The following is an 18,695-nucleotide window of genomic DNA, read 5'->3' on the forward strand; positions in this document are numbered from 1 at the left end:
CGCACATGCAGAGCATCCCGGTCCGGATCGGCGTAGACGGCCACGCTCGCGATTCCGGCATCCCGGCAAGCCCGAGCAACACGGACAGCGATTTCACCACGGTTGGCAATAAGCACTTTACGCACGATGAACGTCTCCTGACTCGCTCGGAGTCACCAGACTGTTCGATACTCGCCCCTGTGTTCAACGTGCGTGGTTACAGAAGAGGGTTCACATTCCCAGGAGTCCTCCAGCTGTGTCGAGAGACTGGCAGGAAATGGTCAGGCGCCCGTCAAGAGTCCCCACGGGGCTGCGCGTTCTCACGAACATGGCGGGTGCGGCAGCCGGCACGGCCGCCGCACCCGAGCAGAAGGGGGCGACACTCAGGCTGCCCGGACCACGCTTCGGTACCACTCCCGCGTCTCCGCGAAATCAGCGGCGAATCCGGGACCCGGCGTCTGGTCCAGGTCGGCCCAGAGCGGAGCACTGTCGAACCAGTGATCGGTGGCCAGCATGTCCAGTGCGTGGTGCGGCAGGCTCGCCGCCGTCAGCCGGGCACGTGCCTGTTGCACCGTCATGCGGGCGCCCGAAGCCGGGAGTTCCATGCACCCGGCGACGGCACGCAGCAGGTTCGCCGTGGTGACCGGCCGTGGATGCGCGGCGTGGTAGACGGACGCGGTGAGGCTCCCGGCCGGCGCGGACCCCACCCCCAGCACCAGCCGGGCCAGTTCGGGAGCGGCGACGGCGGACATACGGGCGTCCCATCCCGCCGAGGCGCCGGACAGGGCCCGGAGCAGCCACGCCAGCGCGGGAACGGCCCAGGTGTCCCCCGCCCCGTACACCAGATGCGGCCGGAGCACGATCCCTCCCGCCGCACGTACGACGTCCTCGGCGGCGGCCCGGGTCCTGGACGTCGGCGACCCCGGGCGGCGCTCGAGCTCCTCGGGACCGGCACTTCGGAAGGTCCCGCGGCCGTACACGGACGCGGTGCTGAGATAGACGATGCGCCGCACACCCGCGCGCTCCGCCTCCGCGACCAGAGCGGCGGTCCCCCGGGCGTTGACCGCCTCGTTGACATCGGCCGCGCCCCCGATCTGCGAGGCGCAGTGCAACAGGACGTCCACCCCGTCGCAGGTGCCCCGGAGCGACTCCGGGCGGGCGAGGTCGGCGACGACACCCCTCTCGACGGCCGCCCCCGGCACCGCGTGTTCCGGCCCGGCGGGCCTTCCCGTGACGGCGCGGTCCGGCCTGACAGGCCCTCCCGGCACGGCGTGGTCCGGCCTGGTTGGCCCGGCCGGGACCGGCGGGCGGCGGCGCGACATCAGCCTGAGCGGGACACCCCGGCTCCGCGCCTCCGCGACGACGTGCCGGCCGATGAATCCGGTCGTCCCGGTGATCATGGTGGTGTGCACGCGGCACTCTCCAGTCGACTCGGCAAGGACGGGCTTCAGCGGTCTCGGGGCTGCAGCACGAGGTCGACGGAGTACGTGGTCTGCCCCTGCTGGGTGCCCTCCACCGTCACCCGCACCCCGCCGGCGGCGTCGGGCCGGCCCGGGCTGGCCTCGATCACGCAGGGTGCGTCGAGTTCGACGTAGCGGGTGAAGGTGCTGTCGAGGGCGACCACCAGAGCGTCGGGCATGCCGGTGGAGGCGTGCGCGGCCTGCCGGGCCGCCTCCAGCAGCACCATGCCCGGGACATGGTCGACCGGGTGGTCGAAGAAGATCGGGTGCGTGGTGTCGACGAACAGCTCCCACCGGTTCTCTCCGGCACCAGCGGTACCGGCCTCGGCCAGGACCACGTGCCCGGCACCGTTGCGTCCGACGCGGGCCGGGTCGATCGGGCGGCCCGGCACGTACCCGGTACAGGTGGGGCGGTCGCCCCTCAGCCGCCGGTGCACGGCGGGACTGGTGCAGCTGAAGCCCGCGCGCCCGGTGGCCAGGGCCACTCCGTCGACGACCGCGGTGACGTCGTAGCGCATGCTGCTCAGGGTTCTCCCCCGGCGGACCACGTCGCTGCAGACCGTGTGCAGCTCGACCTCGGTCGGGGCGGGGCCCGCGACGAGCATCTCGGCGGTGGTCGCGAAGGACATGTCCCACATCAGGAACTGGTGGCCGAAGGGTGCCCCGAACTCGGCGTGGGAGAGCAGCGATCCGATCTGCCGGACCGACTCGATCAGCAGCATCGGGTCCTGATAGCCCGCGACCTGCGAGAAGAGGGAGTGCCCACGCGGCCACTGGGCTCGCACGACGAAGGATTCGGCCCCGTCCGCCGGGCTGTTCGCGGCCTGCTCCCAGCCGGTGAGCAGCACCTCGGACACGGAGGCACGGTGGACGTACTGGCGCGGCACGGTCGTGGTCAGTTCCGGGCAGACCGCTCCGGGACGCGGGGTCAGGACGCTGCTGCTGGGCTCGTACGGTGCGGAGGCAAGGGACGGCATGCGTGGCACTCCCGATCTATGTCTCTGGACAGGGGTGAGCAAGCCGTACGCCGGCAGCCACCCCCGTGGCCGACGAATCGTTGCGGGTCCCAAGATACAGACAGGTCGGTTCGTAATATCAAGTAAAAACTTGGTCTGCACGCCCAGGAAATCGGATGCACCGCACAAGCATCGAGCCTCGGGAAGAGCGGAAGGATGCCCCTCAGTTTCGGGGGAAAGTGGACCGTTGGTGACATACACACCACGCACGCCGGACATTCGGTCACTTCGCGACCTCAGGGCACAGCTTCTCGGAAAACAGGCAGGCTTGCCGGATAACTCGTCTGATCAGGCACCGGAGCACTCCGCGGGCAACTCCGCCGGACAAGACGAATCGCCGACCAATTCACCATAAAATCAACGACGTTGCAGGTGGTGCGCGGGCATCCGAGGCCGACACCACCGCCCGGCCTCGTCGTTGACAATCAGACAAGTCTGTTTGCTATCTTCGTTAGGCGTGAGCATTCAGCAGTCCGTGATGTCACGCCTGTGCCTCAGGAGGAGCAGATGAACCGCCAGGCTTCAGACCTACTCGAACCCCGGACCACTCAGCACCGCCCTGCGGTTCCCCAGCCGCACCGCATCGCAGTTCCGCCTCAGCCATCCGCCTCAGGAGACCGTGACGTACTGCGGGTCCTGGTCGTCGAGAACGAGGAACGCGCCGCCGACACACTCGTCCAGGCACTGCTCCGGCAGGGCTACAGCGCCGAGAGCGTGGCCACCGGCGGCAAAGCGCTGCAGGGACACCACCGAGCCGACCTGATCCTGCTCGACCTCGATCTGCCCGACCTGGACGGACTGGAGGTCTGCCGCGGCATCCGGGCGGTCAGCGACACCCCGATCATCACGGTGACCGCACGCGGCAGCGAACTCGACCGGGTCCTGGGGCTCCAGGCCGGCTCGGACGACTACATGGTCAAGCCCTACGGCTTCCGCGAACTGCTGGCCCGGATCGAGGCGGTGATGCGCCGATCCCGCCCCCGGCAGGAGATCGCCCGGACCGTCGACCACGGCCCGCTGCGCATCGACGCCACCACGCGCGAGGCTACGCTGGACGGGCGCCAGGTCGACCTCACGCGCAAGGAGTTCGACCTCCTGCACCTGCTCGCCTCGCAGCCGGGGGCGGTCATCTCCCGCCGCCAGCTGATGACGCAGGTCTGGGAGGACACCTGGTCGCAGCGCGGGCGCACGATAGACACCCACGTGAGCAGCCTGCGCGGCAAGCTGGGTTCGAGCAGCTGGATCATCACGGTCCGGGGGGTCGGCTTCCGCCTCGGGCACCCCTGAGCACGCTCCCGGCGGGTCAGGGGAACCGGGAGCGGGCCCGGCTCCCTCCCACGCCCCGGCGTGCCTCTTTGCGGAATGCTCACTCCCGGGTAATGACGCCGCCCGGCGTTCGTCATAGGATGCAGACAAGTCGGTTTGATATCCAGTGGCGAGCGCAAGGATCCGGGATGGGTAAGCAGGAACGCGGAACACGATCGCGACTCTCGATCCTGGAAGCCGCCGCCCGGGTGTTCGACGCCCGCGGCTTCGACGCAGCCAGCACCAACGAGATCCTGGCGAGCACGGGCCTGACCCGAGGCGCCCTCTACCACCACTTCCCCTCCAAGGAAGCCATCGCCGTCGCCCTGCTGGCCGCGCACGACGAGGCCCTGGTCGTCCCGCTCCGGCAGGTGAAGCTCCAGTCGGTCATCGACCTCACCTTCGAGTTCGCGTTCCGCCTCCAGCGCGACCCGGTGCTGCGGGCGAGCGTGCGACTGGCCGTGGAGCAGACGTCCTTCCCCCGCCCCGTGACCACTCCGTACGAGCAGTCGAGCGCGGCCATACTCGACCTGCTGAAGCAGGCGCAGCAGCAGGGCGAGATCCTGCCGGGTGTGGATCTGGCCGAGGCCACGTCGGTCATCATCGGCGCCTTCACCGGCATGCAGGTGATGTCGCAGATGTATACGAACCGGAGCGATCTCCCGGAGCGCATCTGCACGCTGTGGCGGTTCCTTCTTCCGGGGCTGGCCAACCCCGGCATGATCAGCCACCTGCGGATCACCGCCCCGCAGCCGCCGGCCGACGAACCCGCCACCCCGGAGGTCCCCGCTCCGGCACAGCGGTGAGCCCCGGCCGCCCCTTCCGCCCGGCCGTGCCGTCCCGGCTCCGAGCCCGGCCGCCTCTTCCGCCCGAAGTCCCGCCGGTTCAGCCCTGAGCCCCGGCCGCCTCTTCCGCTTCGGCGAACAGCGGCCTCAGGATGCCCCAGAGCCGCTCCGTCTGCCGCGGGTCCCACCACCCGCTGTCGGTGTACCCGAGCGACTCCAGCCCGGCGGTGACCACCACGGCCAGATCCGCGAGCGAGTCGGGGGCGGCCCCGCCCCGCCCGGAGTCCGCGACCATCCGGTCGCGGACCATACCCAGCACCTCGTCCCGCAGCAGCGGCGCGCTGTCCGTGCCGTCGGCGCCCAGGCCCATCCCGGCACACATGAGTTGGTCCTTGGCCATCGCGGCACCGAGAGCCACGCTGAACCGCGCCGGCGCGTCGGCCGCCGGCCCCGCGAAGGAGTCCTCGACGAGGGCGGTCGCGCGCTCGCGCGCCTGGACGTACACCTCGGCCACGAGCTCGGCGATGGAGGCGAAGTGGTGGTAGAGCGCCCCCCGGCTCACCCCGGCGACCCGGCAGATGTTCACCAGCCCGGCATCGGCGAAACGCCCGGTGGCTATGAGCTCCGCCGCAGCGCTGACGAGAGCCTCGCGGGTCTGCTCGGACCGCTTGTACATGGGCCTGCGCCTGCCTCTTCCTCGAAACGGCACCCAAAAGGTCGGGGAAACCTACCGGCGCCTCTGCCTAAATCGGAATCATACAAGTCTGCCGGTATCTGAGACCAGCCTCTTACACGACTCCGTTCGCCGCCGACCAGCCGAACCTGACAATTTCCCTCAATCATCCTCATATGCTCGGGGTTGACCGGGAACGACCCCAAGAGTAATAGAATTCAAAACAGACCATCCTGTCCGTTACGTGGTCACCACCACCCTTCCGCGCCGAGGACACATCCGACGAAAGCGCAGGCCGCCACGGCCGCACCCCGGCACCCCCGCCGCGCGACGGGCCCACCCGCTACACTGATCCCGGTGCACGGCCACGGCCGCGCACCACCGGCTCACGCGAAACCGAGTGCCCGGGCCCACCGGACCCGACACACGTTTCCGAAGCCCCGCCTTCGTAGCTCAGGGGATAGAGCACCGCTCTCCTAAAGCGGGTGTCGCAGGTTCGAATCCTGCCGGGGGCACAAGCGAAAAGGCCTCCCCTGAACGTTCAGGGGAGGCCTTCGAGGTTCCGGCGCCCTGCTGCGCGTGACACGACCCGGCACACGCGCGGCCTGCCTGCCTGCCGGAAGCCGTGCGCTACTCCGCCGGCAGACCGGGAGACAGCACCGGAGAAGCTGAAGCGGACGTTCGACCGCATCGCTACACGCGTACCGGGACCGCACGCATCCCCAGGTCAGCGCGATCGCGCCCTGTCCCGGATCGCGGACCGCAGCCGCCATGATCACCAACTATGCGTAAATAGAAGGCTGTTGGGGCTCACGTGACGGATCATGGGGTCCGGAAGCGGGCCACAGCTCCGGGGAACCGGCCCACCCCGCGCGCATCGCCACAGCGGTGCCGGATGCAGAGGGATGTCTGAGTGAAGCTTCGAAGAACCGCCGCCGTCCTCTTCGGCGCGGCGCTGTCCGTCGTCACGCTCGTGACGCCGGTCGGCGCGCAGTCGACGCAGACCGGGGTCTCGACCACCTACCAGATCAACGCACGGCACGACGGCAGTCTCGTCGACACCGCTGTCGGCGCGCCGCCGCTCACCCAGAAGTGGTCCCGCGACCTGGGCGGGGACGTGTCCTACCCCATCGTGGCCGGCGGGCGCGTCTTCGCCACCGCCTCCTCGCCGGACGGGTACGGCACCGTCCTCCACGCCATCGACTCGGCCACGGGCAAGAACGCCTGGAAGCCCGTCGAGCTGGGCGGCACCTACTGGTGGTCCGCGCTCGCCTACGGGGGCGGCCGGCTCTACGCCCAGAACTACGACGGCGTGCTGACGGCGTTCGACCCTGCCACCGGGAAGAAGCTCTGGACCGTCACGCTGCCCGGTCAGGGCTCCTTCACCTCGCCTCCCACCTTCGCCGGCGGCGTGGTGTACACGGCCGGCGCGGGGTCGGGCGGGACGCTGTACGCGGTGGACGCCGCCGCCGGTGCGGTGCTCTGGAGCCGGCCGGTGGCGAACGGGGACAACAGCTCCCCCGCCGTCACGGCCAACGGGGTCTACGTCTCCTACGCCTGTGAGCAGACGTACGCCTTCGCCCCCAAGTCGGGCGACCCGCTGTGGCACCACGAGACGGACTGCTCCGGTGGCGGGGGCCGCACCCCTGTCGTCGCCGACGGCGGTGTCTGGATACGCGACGACGCCGGGATGACACCCACGGTCCTCAACACCGCCGACGGCAAGGCCCGCGGAACCTACGACGCCAACGGTTGGTCGCCGGCACCGGCCTTCGACGGCCGTCAGGGCTACTTCGTCGATGACGGCGTCCTCCAGGAGCGGCACAGCCGCACCCTGGCCAGTCGCTGGACGTTCGAGGGCGACGGCGAGATCAGCACGGCGCCGATCGTCGTCAACGGGTACGTCTACGTCGGTTCCCGTACCGGTCAGTTGTGGGCGCTCAACGGCGCCACCGGCGAGTCCGTCTGGTCCACCGACGTCGGCGCGCCGATCAACGAGCCCGACGAGCACAACGTGTCCCAGCCGCTGACCGGCCTCGGTGCGGGCGGCGGGCTCGTGGTGGTTCCGGCCACCGACCTGCTGGTCGCGTACGGGAAGTGAGTGACGGGGTGGCCGCCGGTCCCGGCGGCCACCCCATGGCCCGGGGCGAGCCTCGCGCCGAGGAGCAGAGGAGCAGAGAGGCAAAGGGGCACAGAGGCCGAGGAATCCGGCCCGCAAGCCGACCCCGGCCCCCGACACCGGTCGAAATCCGGTGGGGCTCCCGCCCCCGTTGCGGCAGGATCCGTACGCATGCCCCTCGTGCTCCCGCCCCGTCTCACCGCCTCCGCCCGGTCACTGCGCGACACCGCGCGGCGGCGGGGCCTGGACACCGTGGAGCTGACCGGCCACGAGGTGCCCCCGGAACTGTGCGACGGGGATGCGTATCTGCATGCCGGTCCCTCCTTCGCCGATGCCGTGGCCCCCGCACTGGGTGTCGCACCGCTCCAGGCTCCCGCCGACTGGCTGGCACGACTGCCCGTCGCGTTCCTCGGGCGCGAGATCCGCGCCGTGCCCATCCGTGAGGCATACGGGCTGCGCCGCCCGGTCTTCGTGAAGTCACCGAACGACAAGGGCATTCCCGCACTGGTCTACACGGACGGGTCCCGGCTGCCCGGGCCGGACGCGGTCGATCCGGAGACCGTGGTGCTGGTGAGCGACGTCGTCGTCTTCGAGGCGGAGTACCGGCTGTACCTGCTCGACGGCCGGGTGCACACCGGCAGCCGGTACGCGGCATCGGGACGGCTGCGCCTGGAGCCCCTGTCCACCGATGCGCGCGCCTTCGGCACGGAGGTGCTCGCCGCCGTCGGGGACACCCTGCCGTCCGCGATCGTCGCCGACGTGGGAGTCACCGACGCGGGGCGGTGGGCGATCGTCGAGGCCAACGCCGCCTGGGCGAGCGGCTGTTACGCCTCCGACCCGGACCGCGCGCTGGATGTGGTGCTCAGGGCCGCCGGCCCTGCCGCGCACCTGACGGAACGGGACAGCGCGTTCGTCCGGTGACCGGCGGGCCGGCGCAGGCAGGCGGGCGGGTCAGCGGCAGGAGGCCTTCAGCTGCGCCGCCGCGTGGTGCGCGCCCACCAGCTCCGCGTCGCCCCAGTCCCGCCCCCGGTCGACCATCTGCACGGCGAAGGTGTCCCCCTTGACCGGATAGGTCCGTACGTCGACGGCCGTCCCCCGGTGCTCGGGCTGATCGACGGCGAAGCCGGTGTAGGCCGAGTCGGCGTTCCGCGGGTCGGAGAGGACCCGGTAGACGGTGGGGTCTCCCGCCACATCCCGGTCGCGGACGCTCCTGGGCACGAAGACCGTCAGCGCGCACTCACGGAATCCGGCCCCGAGGTGCCAGGACCAGACGGCGTTGCTCCCCCGGTCCTGTCCCGGGCTCCCCGACATCGGGACGGCACTGAACCGGCCGTCGCACGAACCCCCCGCGAATCCGCCCGACTCGACGGTGTACCAGCCCGCGTCGCCGTTCTCGAAGCGCCCGTTCTCCGTGTACACGCCGGTCGCGCAACCGGGTCCGGCCCAGGCCGAGAAACGGTAGCGGCCGGTGCCCGCGGAAGGTTCCGGCTCCGGTTCCGGGGCGTTCCCACCGGGCGGCTCGCTGTCCTCGGGCCCGATCCGGGTGGGCGCTCCGCCGCCGATCGGTGCCGGTACGGCACCGGCCCGCCCCGTGGCCTCCGGGCGCGTACCTCCGGCCCCCGCGGCGAGCAGGGACACGGCCGTGGCCAGACCGCCCACGGCCACCGCCACTCCCGCGGCCAGCAGGACCTTCCGCCGCCGGGGCAGCGTGGAGACCCGGCCCGTCAGCGTCTCGCGGGCGATCCAGGACCCGCTCCCGCGGGCCGGGCGCTCAGCGGAACCGCACGCGGGGCAGGCCATACCCGGCAGCGGGCCGATGCGTTCGCCGCCGCAATGTTGGCACTTCATGGCAGCACACCTTGCCAGTGCTGCCCCTCCGGAGGGAGAGTTCGCGCACTATTGGCGCAGTTCCTCAGGACACGGCGTGCCCGGCTGCAGCTGGTACGGCGCCGCGAGGCGGTAGACACCCGGGCGCGGCGCGAGGAGTTCGGTCCACTCGTCGCCGTCCCCGTCCTCCTCCACCTTGATCAGGCAGCCGTGGGCGTTGGTGAAGTCCTTCGGGGCGTCACCGTCCTCCGCCGAGCGCTTCTTGGAGGCCTCCGTCTCCTGCGGGCGCTCCACGCTCTTCCCCTCGTCGTCCACGACGGCGAGCCAGCGCGAGTACGGGATGCGGATCAGGACCCGTCCCGCCGACTGCACGCGGATCGTCAGCTTGTCGTCGCCTGCCCGCTCCACCGTCGCGGGCGGATCGGCGAGCGGGACGGGGTCCAGGACCCGGAAGAGCTTCCAGTTGGCGTCGCTCCAGACCGCCTTCAGGTAGGGCGTCCCCTTCTCGACGAGCCCCGCCTCCTGCTCGCCCCCGGAGTCCGGCTCCCCGTTCGGCAGCACCACGTAGTGGACGGCCCAGCGGTCCAGCCACTCGCGGTAGTTCACGGCGTCGAGGGTGTCGTCGTAGAAGAGCGGGTTGCGCTTCATGTCGGCCTGCCGGTTCCACCCGCGGGCCAGGTTCACGTACGGGGCGAGCGCCGAGGCCTCCCGGTGGCTGCTGGCGGGGACCACCTCGACCCTGCCCTTCTCCGCGCCCGCCGTCTGGAGCTGGTTGACCAGCGGGGCCAGCTCACGCGTCCAGGAGGCGGTGGGGGCGGTACGGACGATGTCGTCGACCCCCTTGAAGCCGATCCAGAAGTTCAGCCCCGCGAAGACGATGACCAGGGCGTACCAGCGGCGGGTGCGCGGCGCCGTGTACGGCAGCGCGGCGAGCAGGACGACACCGGCGAACAGCATCGCCATGCGCGACACGTTCGAGCCGATCTGCGAGTCGACCACGTAGGTCAGCAGCGTCCCCGCCCCGTAGACCGCGGCGGCCGTGCGCACGGTGCTCCAGTCGCGGGGCACCAGGAAGAAGACGAAGACGGCGTACAGGAACGGCAGCGACAGGGTCCCGATCGCCATCGGCTGCGTACCCGAGAACGGGAACAGCCACGCGGAGAGGACCACCACCACGACGGGCGCCAGGCCGAGCGCGTACGCCCCGGGGCGCCGTTTGTTGAGGAAGAGCGCCGCGGCGACCACGCCGAGGAAGAGTCCCGCGACCGGGCTGCCCGCCGTCGCGAGACCGGCCAGAGGCGCCGCGACGACGGCCTTCGCCCACCGCTTGTACCGCCAGCGGTGCGGCCAGCAGAAGACGGCGGCGACGGCGCCGAGCGCGAACATCATGCCGAGCCCGAACGTCACCCGGCCGGACAGTGCGTTGCACAGGTACGCGAAGACTCCGGCGAGTGCGCACGCCAGGGGATTGCGGACGGCGGGGACCCGCACCAGGATCAGCGCGGTGAGCGCCGAGGACACCGTGCCGGCGACCATCATCGTCGTACGGACGCCGAGCACCGACATCAGATAGGGCGACACCACGCTGTACGAGACGGGGTGCATGCCCCCGTACCAGGCGAGGTTGTACGCGGTGCCGGGGTGACGGCCGACGAACTCGGCCCAGGCGTCCTGGGCGGCGATGTCGCCGCCGCTGTTGGCGAAGAAGAAGAACCAGATCAGGTGTACGGCGGCGGCGATCGCGGTCGTCAGCAGGACCGGGTGGCGCCGCAGGCGGCTCCGTATCGAACCGTCGGCACCGTCGTCGTCCCCGACGGACTGGGCCGGGATCCGCACGGTCGGGCTGGGGGCGGCCGGCGCGGGCGGGATGCCGTCCGCCCGTGTCGGCTCAGCGGTGGTCACTGCGACTCTCCCCGTCCTTGCCCGGGCCTGCCGAACCGTCGGTGTACTGCACGGGCCTCATCCGTACTCGGAGGGACGCGTCCCGGCGTCCGCACGTTGCCCCGGGACGCTAGCACGCGGCATTTTCTCCGCGCCGGTCAATTCGCGGACCCCCCTGTGCACCGGCGACCGGCGCCGACTGCGGACGGATCCCCGCCCCCACCACTGCGGGAACGGGGAGCCGGTCCGCTCAGGTGATGCGGGTGAGCTTGTCGCCGAAGGCCGGCTCCGTCATCCCGCTCTGGAGGGCGACGGGGACCGAGACCTTGCCCGTGCCGGTACCGACCGTCACCTCTCCCACGACGGTGCCCGCCTCGGCCTGGTGCGCCGGGACCTTGCCACCGTCGGTCATCTTGAGATCGACCTCCAGCCCGCCCCAGCCGACCGCCTTCAGGTCCTTGGTGGCGGCCACGGGGGTCTGTCCGCCCAGGCCGTCGTCGACGTACCCGACGACCTGGCCCTTCTTGATCACGGTGGCGGAGTCCACGCCCTTCTGGGCGGCCCTGATCAGCTTGAGGCTGTTCTGCCGGGCGCGCTCCAGCTTCGCGTCGAGCGTGCCTTCGAGGTTCGCCCCCATGACGGCACCGATGATGCGGCGGCTCTTGCCGTCGACGACGGTGTCGGCCGTCCAGAGCAGGTTGCCGCCCGCCGGGGTCGACGAACCGGTCTTGATACCGCTGACACCGGGTTCCAGCAGGATGTAGTTGTTGTTGTAGATCCTGCCGACGCCCGGAATGTCGGCCTGCGGGAGGTTGACGGTCTTCCGGAAGACGTCGTTCTGCATGACCGCCTTGCCCAGCGCGATCTGGTCGGCGGGCGTGGACACCGTGGAGGACTTGAGGCCGCTCGGGTCCGTGTAGGTCGAATTGGTCATGCCGAGGTCCTCGGCCGCGGCGTTCATCTTCTCGATGAACGCCTTCTCCGTGCCGGCGTCCCAGCGGGCCAGCAGCCGGGCCACGTTGTTGCCCGAAGGGATCATCAGCATCTCGAGCATCTGGCGCTCGGTGTACTTCTCGCCCTCCTCGATCGCCACCCGCGACTCGTCCTCGAGACTCGCCTCGTCACCGGCCTGCTTGTCGACCTCGATCTGCCCACCGGTCTGCTTGCCGGTGATCGGGTGCCCCTGCAGGATCACGTAGGCGGTCATCACCTTCGCCATGCTCGCGATCGGCGCGGCCTTCTCCGTGCCGTACGAGCCGACGGCGCCGACGCCCTCGACCTCCACGGCGCCCTGGCCCTCCGCGGGCCACGGCATGTCCAGCTTCTCGCCGCCGAAGGTGTACGTCGGGGAGGCGGTCAGCGTCAGCGCCGGGTCGGGAAGCGGACGCACCGCCTGCGCGATCGCAAAGACGATCAGGGCGAGCAGGACGAGCGGCGTCCAGATCTTCACCCGGCGTACCGCCGTGCGGACCGGGGTCTCGACGGGCGGCGGGGTGTTCGTGAGCTCGGCCAGCAGGTCGAGCGGGGGCTTCGGCGGCATGGGCTGCTGCCTGGTCCGCTCGGCCTCGGTCAGACCGGCCCCGGGGCTCGCGGGGGTGCCGGGACCCGCCGCGACGTCCGGGGTGATGGTGGGGCCGACCACGGCCGCGGGGCGTACGTCGTCCGAGCGCAGCGGCACGAACTTGCTGGTCCGCTCGGCAGGCGCCTCGGAGGTGCCGGAGGCCTTCGCGGCCCAGGACGCGGGCTTCCGCGCGGCCCCCGTCTCCTTCTCCTTCGGCGGGAGCTTCAGCGCGGTCGTCGGGTGGTCGACCTGATCGGTCCGCAGCGCCTTGAAGACGGCGGTCGGATGATCGATTCCTCGCCCGTCGTGCGCGGGCTCCGCGTCCTCGGCCGGGGCCGCCTCCTCGCGGGTCCTCGGGACACGGGGAGTGTCCTCGGGGGTGCTGGCGGCCGGTGCGTCGCCGGTGTCGGACGCGGGCTTGGACTCAGGCTCGGGCTTGGACTCAGGCTCGGGCTTGGACTCGGCCTCGGGCTTGGCTTCGGCCTCGGCCTCGGGCGCTGCGTCGGTCGAATCGGAGCCGGAGTCGGAGTCCGGGTCGGCGGACCGGGCATCGCCGTCGCTGTCCGCCGAGAGTTCGGCGTCGCCGCCGGCCGAAGCGTCCTCGTCCTCGCTCGCGTTCTCCGAAGCACCGCTGCGAGCTGCGGTTTCCTCGTCCGGACCGGTCGCCACCCACGCCGCGACGGCAGCACGCAGCCGGGCGTCGGTGGGCTTCACCTCGGCCTCGGAGCCCGAGGATCCGGAGTCGGCCCCGGCTTCCGGAGCGGTCTCGGAGGGCTCGTCACGTACGGAGTCCGACGCACGCTCGTCGTCGCCAGCACCGGCGTCGGGCCGCGCGTCGCTTCCACTCTCGGCTTCGGCGTCGGACCGTGCGTCGCCTTCGCTCTCGGCGTCGGCGTGGGTCGCGGGTTCCACCTCGGCCACGGAGTCGGACCCGGCCCCGGACTCGTCGTCCGATCCCGCCTCCGGCCCGGCCTCGGAGGCTCCCTCCGCGTCCGCAGAGGGCCCGTCCGCGTCCGCGGAAGCCTCAGGCGCCGTCCTGGCCGCTCCGGTCGCGTCCTGCGCGTCCGGGGCCCCATCGGCCTCCTCGCGGGGCCCAGAGCCCCCCTCAGGGCCCTCCGCGCCCTCGGCGGGGACCGCGGCACCCTCGGGCTCGCCGGTCTCACCGGAGGCCGGGAGACGGAAGACCGCCGTCTCGTTGTCCGTCGCGGGGACGGTCGTCCCGTCCGCCGTACTCCCGTCGGCCCCGGCACCGGGTTCACGGAACACGGCGAGACGCGGATCGCGTTCTCCAGCCGTCCCCGACGACTTCCGCTGCTCCGACTTGTCGGGGGACTCGCCCGCCACCGATTACCTCCTTGATGCGCAGCGGGGTCACGCCCGCACTGTCCGAACCATCTACCAGTGTCCTGTGTGAACCCCTGGCCGAGCCGCTAGACGAGAACGACATACCTAACGGTTCCCTTACAAAGCACCCAGGCACCCTCGACAGACCAATGTGAGAGGGGTCACCCTGTCACTCATCCACGCGGGGAGGCATGGATGGGCAGGAGCCGCAGAACGATTCCGGAGGAGCTTCTGTTGCTCGCTCTGGACCCGACCACGGGTACCACAGCGCAGCCGCAGTCGCTCGACCTCGGCCTGGCCGGGGCACAGCTAGTAGAGCTGGCTCTGGCAGGACGGATAGCCCCTGACGGGGATCGTATAGCCGTGGTGATGCCACGGCCGACAGGAGATCCGACTCTGGACTCCGCACTGGAACTGCTGCGCCGTCGTGGCAGTCCGGTTCGGGCGGTCCACTGGATCGGCGGGCCCCGATTGGGACTTCGCCAGATCTACCTCGCTCATCTGGAGCGGTGCGGCATGGTTCATGCCGTGGCGGGCCAGATGTGCGGAGTGCTGCCGACGACTCGCTACCAGGCGACGGACACGGCCATCAGCCGGGACATCAGAGCCCGGCTGGACAGTGCGATCCGCACCGGCGTACCGCCGGACCCGCGGACCGCGGCGCTCGCCGCACTGGCCCACGCGGTCGGACTCGGCAAGCACCTGTACCCCGGGAACGAGGGGCGCTCTTCGCGCTCCCGGCTCCGGGACCTGATCAGACACGACCCGATGGGCGGTCTCGTGGCGCATGCCGTGATGGACGTCCAGAACGGTGCGGCCGTCCAGCCGCGCCGTAATCAGCAGACGGCGGCCGTGCCGTTGCAGCCGCAAGCGCAAGCGCGCCGCGGCAGCATGGCGCACACCTCCGTCCACTGACAGCACGACCGCGCGGACACCTGCGCGGAGTACCGCATACCGCCGCACCGACGTCCCCATGACCCGGTTCGGGAGCCGCACCAGGCGCGGGGCAGCCGAATCCACCGGCTGCCCCGCGCTCCTGCGTGCGCTCATCGCGGTGTGGCGATTTCCCAGCGAGCCCGGGGCCTCGGGTGGCAATCTGCTGAGCAGTAGATACGCACAGCTACAGACAGCTGCATAGCCGGAGGTGCCGTTCCCGTGCCGACCAACGTCAATCCCACCGTCAGGCGACGCCGGCTGGGCCAGGAATTGCGCCGCCTCCGCGAGATCAAGGGCATGACGGCCGAGGAGGTGGCGGAGCGGCTGCTGGTCTCCCAGTCGAAGATCAGCCGCCTGGAGAACGGCCGCCGTTCCATCAGCCAGCGCGACGTCCGCGACCTCTGCGGGGTGTACGAGGTCGAGGACCACCGCATCGTCGACTCACTGATGCAGATGGCGAAGGACTCCCGCCAGCAGGGCTGGTGGCACGCCTTCGGTGACATCCCGTACAGCGTGTACATCGGCCTGGAGACGGACGCCGAGTCCCTCCGGGTGTACGAGCCCCAGATCGTCCCCGGGCTCCTGCAGACCCGGAGCTACGCGGAGGCGCTGATCAACGGAGCGCTGCCCGAGGCACCGCCGTCCGACATCGAGAAGCGGGTGAACGTCCGGGCCCGCCGCCAGGACCGGGTCAACGCCCCCGAGCACCCCCTGCGCCTGTGGGCCGTCATCGACGAGTCCGCGCTGCGCCGGCTCGTCGGCGGCAAGCAGGTGATGATCGAGCAGTTGGAGCACCTCGTCGAGCAGTCCCAGCTCCCCCATGTGACCGTGCAGGTGCTGCCCTTCGACATGGGGGCGCACCCCGGGATCAACGGCCAGTACGCCATTCTGGAGTTCCCCGACGCCGCGGACTCCAGCGTCGTGTACATCGAAGGTGTCACCAGCGACCTCTACCTGGAGAAGGCCAACGACGTGCAGCGGTACAGCGTCATGTACGAGCACCTGCGGGCACAGGCGCTGAACGTGGACCAGACCCGCCAGTTCATCAGCGACATCACCAAGAGCTACACCCGCTGAGCCGGGGGCTGCACCCACCGACAGCCCGCCGGAAGGGCGTAGGGAACCCACGGGAACAGGACAGCCCGACAAGGGCCGAAATGCGAGAAACACTGCGATGTGAGTGAGGTGGGGGCGGGACGATACACCGCCACCACCTCACCGCGGAAGAGCCGCACTGAATATGCCATCCGGTCGAGTGAACGGCTGCACCACCAGGCGATGTTGGCGAGTAGCGTCGATCACGCCAACGAGCACGAAGTTGGTGCCACTCACATCAACTCTCTGAACCGGAGTGAACATGGCTATTCTTCAGGGTGCTACGGAAAACTGGACGAAGTCGTCGTACTCCGGCGGCAACGGGGCGTGCGTCGAAGTGAAGTCGCCCGTCACGCAGGCCATCGCCGTGCGCGACTCGAAGGCTCCCGAAGGCCCCGCGCTCTCCTTCGTCTCCGGAGCGTGGAACACGTTCGTGCGTGACGTGGCGTCGGGCTCGATCAACGCCTGACCGGCACGCCGGTCACCACGCGCCGCACCGTGTCCGGTCATCGCGCACGACCGCCAGGAGCCCTCTCGACTGGTCCGCCGTCCTGGCCGAGAGGGCTCGGCCCACCACCGGACACACAGCGCCGCAGACCGGCGCACCACGCACATCAGAACCTCAGCGGTCGAAACGGACAGCGCGCGAAGCGCCATCGGTGCCCCGACCTCACATGGTTCAGTCCTCCCCCTCCTCCGGCCGCACGGGACCCGCATCCCGTGCGGTCGTTCTGCGTTCTCGAGCGTTCCTGCCTTGCGTCGGTTCTCTGCACAGCCTGACGAAGTGCTCGCTCATCGTGTGGCCGCGGTCACGTTCACGACAACGCCCCGCAAGGTCAAGAACGAGTAAAATCGTTCGCCTTGCTGATCCGTGTTCACATCCCTGATCGAGAAAACCTTGACCGAGGACCCGAACAAGCGGTTCAATCCCCGAAGTCCCCGTTCCCGCACGGGGGCACCGCTGAACGGCCGTACTGACGAAGCGCGTTCCCGTTCACAAGGCGGACCCCTGGAGGGGGCACATGAACAGTCTCGACTGGGCCGTGCTCATCGGATACTTCGGTGTGATGGTCGCGATCGGACTCTGGTCGCACAAGCGCGTGGACAATGTCAGCGACTTCTTCACCGCCGGCGGCAAGATGCCGTGGTGGCTCTCGGGCATCTCGCACCACATGTCCGGCTACAGCGCGGTGATGTTCACCGGCTACGCGGGTATCGCGTACCAGTACGGCGTCACGTCCTTCGTGACCTGGTCGCTGCCGATCGCCATCGGCATCGGCATCGGCGCGAAGCTCTTCGCGCCCCGGCTCAACCGGCTGCGCTCGCGGCTGCACGTCGCCTCGCCGCTCGAATACCTCAAGAACCGCTACAACATCCAGACCCAGCAGGCCCTGGCCTGGTCGGGCCTGCTGCTGAAGATCGTGGACGTCGGCGCCAAGTGGGCCGCCATCGCCACCCTGCTCTCCGTCTTCACGGGCATCACGATCACCCAGGGCATCTTCATCACGGGCGCCATCACCGCCGTGTACTGCACGGTCGGCGGGCTGTGGGCCGACGCGCTCACGGAGCTCGGGCAGTTCATCATCCAGCTCTTCGCCGGTCTCGCCATGCTGTTCATCGCGATGAGCAAGCTCGGCGGCTTCAGCTCGCTGTGGACGGTCTGGGACAAGCTGCCCGAGGGCCACACGGACCCGACGGCCGGCCCGTACACGGTGACGTTCCTGCTCGCTTACCTCTTCATCAAGACCTTCGAGTACAACGGCGGCATGTGGAACCAGGCCCAGCGCTACATGGCCACGGACTCCGCGCGCTCCGCGACCCGTTCGGCCCGGCTCTCCGCCATTCTCTGGCTGGTCTGGCCGACCGTGCTCTTCTTCCCGATGTGGGTCGCCCCGCTGCTCGTCGAGGCCAAGAAGCCCGACGCCTCGGACAGTTACGCCCTGATGACCGAGCAGCTGCTGCCGCACGGCCTGCTGGGCCTGGTCGTCGTAGGGTTCTTCTCGCACACGATGGCCATGTGCTCCTCGGACGCGAACGCCATCTCCGCCGTCTTCACCCGGGACATCGCCCCGGTCTTCTCCAAGGCGGCCCGCACCTGGAGCAACCGCAGCGGGCTGCTGGCCGCGCGGCTGTCCACGCTCGCCTTCCTCGGGCTGTCGATGGCGTTGGCGACCCAGATCAACTCGCCGACGTTCAAGGACATCATCTCGGTCGTCATCAAGTGGGTGGCCGGTCTGATGGGCCCGATCGCGATCCCGTTCATGCTGGGCCTGCTGCGCCGGTTCCGCCGGTCCGGTCCTACGGCGGCGCTCACCAGCTGGGCGGCGGGGCTGCTCGCGTTCTACCTCACCAACTACAACTTCGACGGTTCGGTGAAGACGGACGTCGCCCTGCAGTACCAGGTGGCGCTGCCGCTGGCGATCTCGCTCGTGCTCTACATCGTCATCGGCTTCATCAAGCCCGAGGACACCCCGGAACGCGACGCCATCATCGAGATGATCAACACGGACGACGGGGGCCCCGGCGGCACGGCCGCGGCGGCAGCCGTCCCCCTGCAGAAGCCCGGCCCGGACAGCACGGGGGTCCCGGAGGGTGTGAAGGACTGACCTCCCGCAGACGTGGGGGCACATGAACGGTGGGCGGGCGCGGCGGCGTCCGCCCACCTCTGTCCTTGACCGCCGCCTCAGTCCCGAACCGCCCGCTTCAGTCCCGGG

15 protein-coding genes and 1 tRNA gene are annotated in these 18,695 nt (G+C 70.3%); 9 read left to right on the forward strand and 7 right to left on the reverse strand.

The window, feature by feature from the left end; all coding sequences use genetic code 11:
• The 3 genes from ACFUNE_RS33845 to ACFUNE_RS33855 all read right to left on the reverse strand — a co-directional run.
• A partial coding sequence (locus ACFUNE_RS33845; protein WP_136209427.1) for a biotin carboxylase N-terminal domain-containing protein occupies window positions 1-125 on the reverse strand: 125 nt, incomplete at its 3' end.
• Between the two features lie 237 nt (window positions 126-362).
• Window positions 363-1,391 (reverse strand): NAD-dependent epimerase/dehydratase family protein, encoded by a 1,029-nt coding sequence (locus ACFUNE_RS33850; RefSeq protein ID WP_383576035.1) that lies wholly within the window; start codon window positions 1,389-1,391, stop codon window positions 363-365.
• 35 nt (window positions 1,392-1,426) lie between these two features.
• Window positions 1,427-2,416: a ScbA/BarX family gamma-butyrolactone biosynthesis protein gene (locus tag ACFUNE_RS33855; RefSeq protein WP_383576038.1), complete on the reverse strand. Its 990-nt coding sequence runs from the start codon at window positions 2,414-2,416 to the stop codon at window positions 1,427-1,429.
• A 546-nt stretch (window positions 2,417-2,962) separates the two neighbouring features.
• Here ACFUNE_RS33855 and ACFUNE_RS33860 point away from each other — a divergent pair.
• Window positions 2,963-3,742, forward strand: a complete 780-nt coding sequence (locus ACFUNE_RS33860; protein ID WP_383576041.1) for a response regulator transcription factor — start codon at window positions 2,963-2,965, stop codon at window positions 3,740-3,742.
• 167 nt (window positions 3,743-3,909) lie between these two features.
• Window positions 3,910-4,566, forward strand: a complete 657-nt coding sequence (locus tag ACFUNE_RS33865) for a ScbR family autoregulator-binding transcription factor (RefSeq protein ID WP_383576044.1) — start codon at window positions 3,910-3,912, stop codon at window positions 4,564-4,566.
• 79 nt (window positions 4,567-4,645) lie between these two features.
• On the opposite strand, the gene ACFUNE_RS33870 is transcribed toward ACFUNE_RS33865, so the two are convergent.
• Window positions 4,646-5,221, reverse strand: a complete 576-nt coding sequence (locus ACFUNE_RS33870; protein ID WP_383576047.1) for a TetR family transcriptional regulator — start codon at window positions 5,219-5,221, stop codon at window positions 4,646-4,648.
• Between the two features lie 439 nt (window positions 5,222-5,660).
• Between ACFUNE_RS33870 and ACFUNE_RS33875 the strand changes: the two genes are divergently transcribed.
• From ACFUNE_RS33875 to ACFUNE_RS33885, 3 genes are all read left to right on the forward strand, one after another.
• Window positions 5,661-5,733: transfer RNA gene (locus ACFUNE_RS33875), tRNA-Arg, on the forward strand.
• Window positions 5,734-6,131: 398 nt separating this feature from the next.
• Window positions 6,132-7,319, forward strand: a complete 1,188-nt coding sequence (locus ACFUNE_RS33880) for a PQQ-binding-like beta-propeller repeat protein (RefSeq protein WP_383576050.1) — start codon at window positions 6,132-6,134, stop codon at window positions 7,317-7,319.
• Between the two features lie 189 nt (window positions 7,320-7,508).
• Window positions 7,509-8,258, forward strand: coding sequence for an ATP-grasp domain-containing protein (locus tag ACFUNE_RS33885; RefSeq protein WP_383576052.1), 750 nt, complete (start codon window positions 7,509-7,511; stop codon window positions 8,256-8,258).
• A 30-nt stretch (window positions 8,259-8,288) separates the two neighbouring features.
• Here ACFUNE_RS33885 and ACFUNE_RS33890 read toward each other — a convergent pair whose 3' ends face one another.
• The 3 genes from ACFUNE_RS33890 to ACFUNE_RS33900 form a co-directional block, all read right to left on the reverse strand.
• Window positions 8,289-9,185: an adhesin gene (locus ACFUNE_RS33890; protein WP_383576055.1), complete on the reverse strand. Its 897-nt coding sequence runs from the start codon at window positions 9,183-9,185 to the stop codon at window positions 8,289-8,291.
• Between the two features lie 48 nt (window positions 9,186-9,233).
• Entirely contained in the window at window positions 9,234-11,066 is a 1,833-nt protein-coding gene (locus ACFUNE_RS33895) for an MFS transporter (RefSeq protein ID WP_383576057.1), read from the reverse strand.
• Window positions 11,067-11,295: 229 nt separating this feature from the next.
• Window positions 11,296-13,950, reverse strand: coding sequence for a D-alanyl-D-alanine carboxypeptidase (locus tag ACFUNE_RS33900; RefSeq protein WP_383576059.1), 2,655 nt, complete (start codon window positions 13,948-13,950; stop codon window positions 11,296-11,298).
• A 195-nt stretch (window positions 13,951-14,145) separates the two neighbouring features.
• Between ACFUNE_RS33900 and ACFUNE_RS33905 the strand changes: the two genes are divergently transcribed.
• The 4 genes from ACFUNE_RS33905 to ACFUNE_RS33920 all read left to right on the forward strand — a co-directional run bounded on the left by ACFUNE_RS33905 (window position 14,146) and on the right by ACFUNE_RS33920 (window position 18,587).
• Window positions 14,146-14,865 carry a GPP34 family phosphoprotein gene (locus ACFUNE_RS33905; RefSeq protein ID WP_383576062.1) on the forward strand — a complete coding sequence of 240 codons (720 nt, stop codon included), beginning with the start codon at window positions 14,146-14,148 and terminating at the stop codon, window positions 14,863-14,865.
• Window positions 14,866-15,105: 240 nt separating this feature from the next.
• Window positions 15,106-15,963 (forward strand): helix-turn-helix domain-containing protein, encoded by an 858-nt coding sequence (locus ACFUNE_RS33910; protein WP_383576064.1) that lies wholly within the window; start codon window positions 15,106-15,108, stop codon window positions 15,961-15,963.
• Window positions 15,964-16,243: 280 nt separating this feature from the next.
• Complete coding sequence (locus ACFUNE_RS33915; RefSeq protein ID WP_383576067.1) at window positions 16,244-16,450, forward strand: DUF397 domain-containing protein; 207 nt, start codon at window positions 16,244-16,246, stop codon at window positions 16,448-16,450.
• 553 nt (window positions 16,451-17,003) lie between these two features.
• Window positions 17,004-18,587 (forward strand): sodium:solute symporter family protein, encoded by a 1,584-nt coding sequence (locus ACFUNE_RS33920; protein ID WP_383576070.1) that lies wholly within the window; start codon window positions 17,004-17,006, stop codon window positions 18,585-18,587.
• Window positions 18,588-18,695: the final 108 nt, after the last annotated feature.

The organism is Streptomyces sp. NPDC057287, assembly GCF_042667905.1.
Lineage (GTDB): Bacteria > Actinomycetota > Actinomycetes > Streptomycetales > Streptomycetaceae > Streptomyces.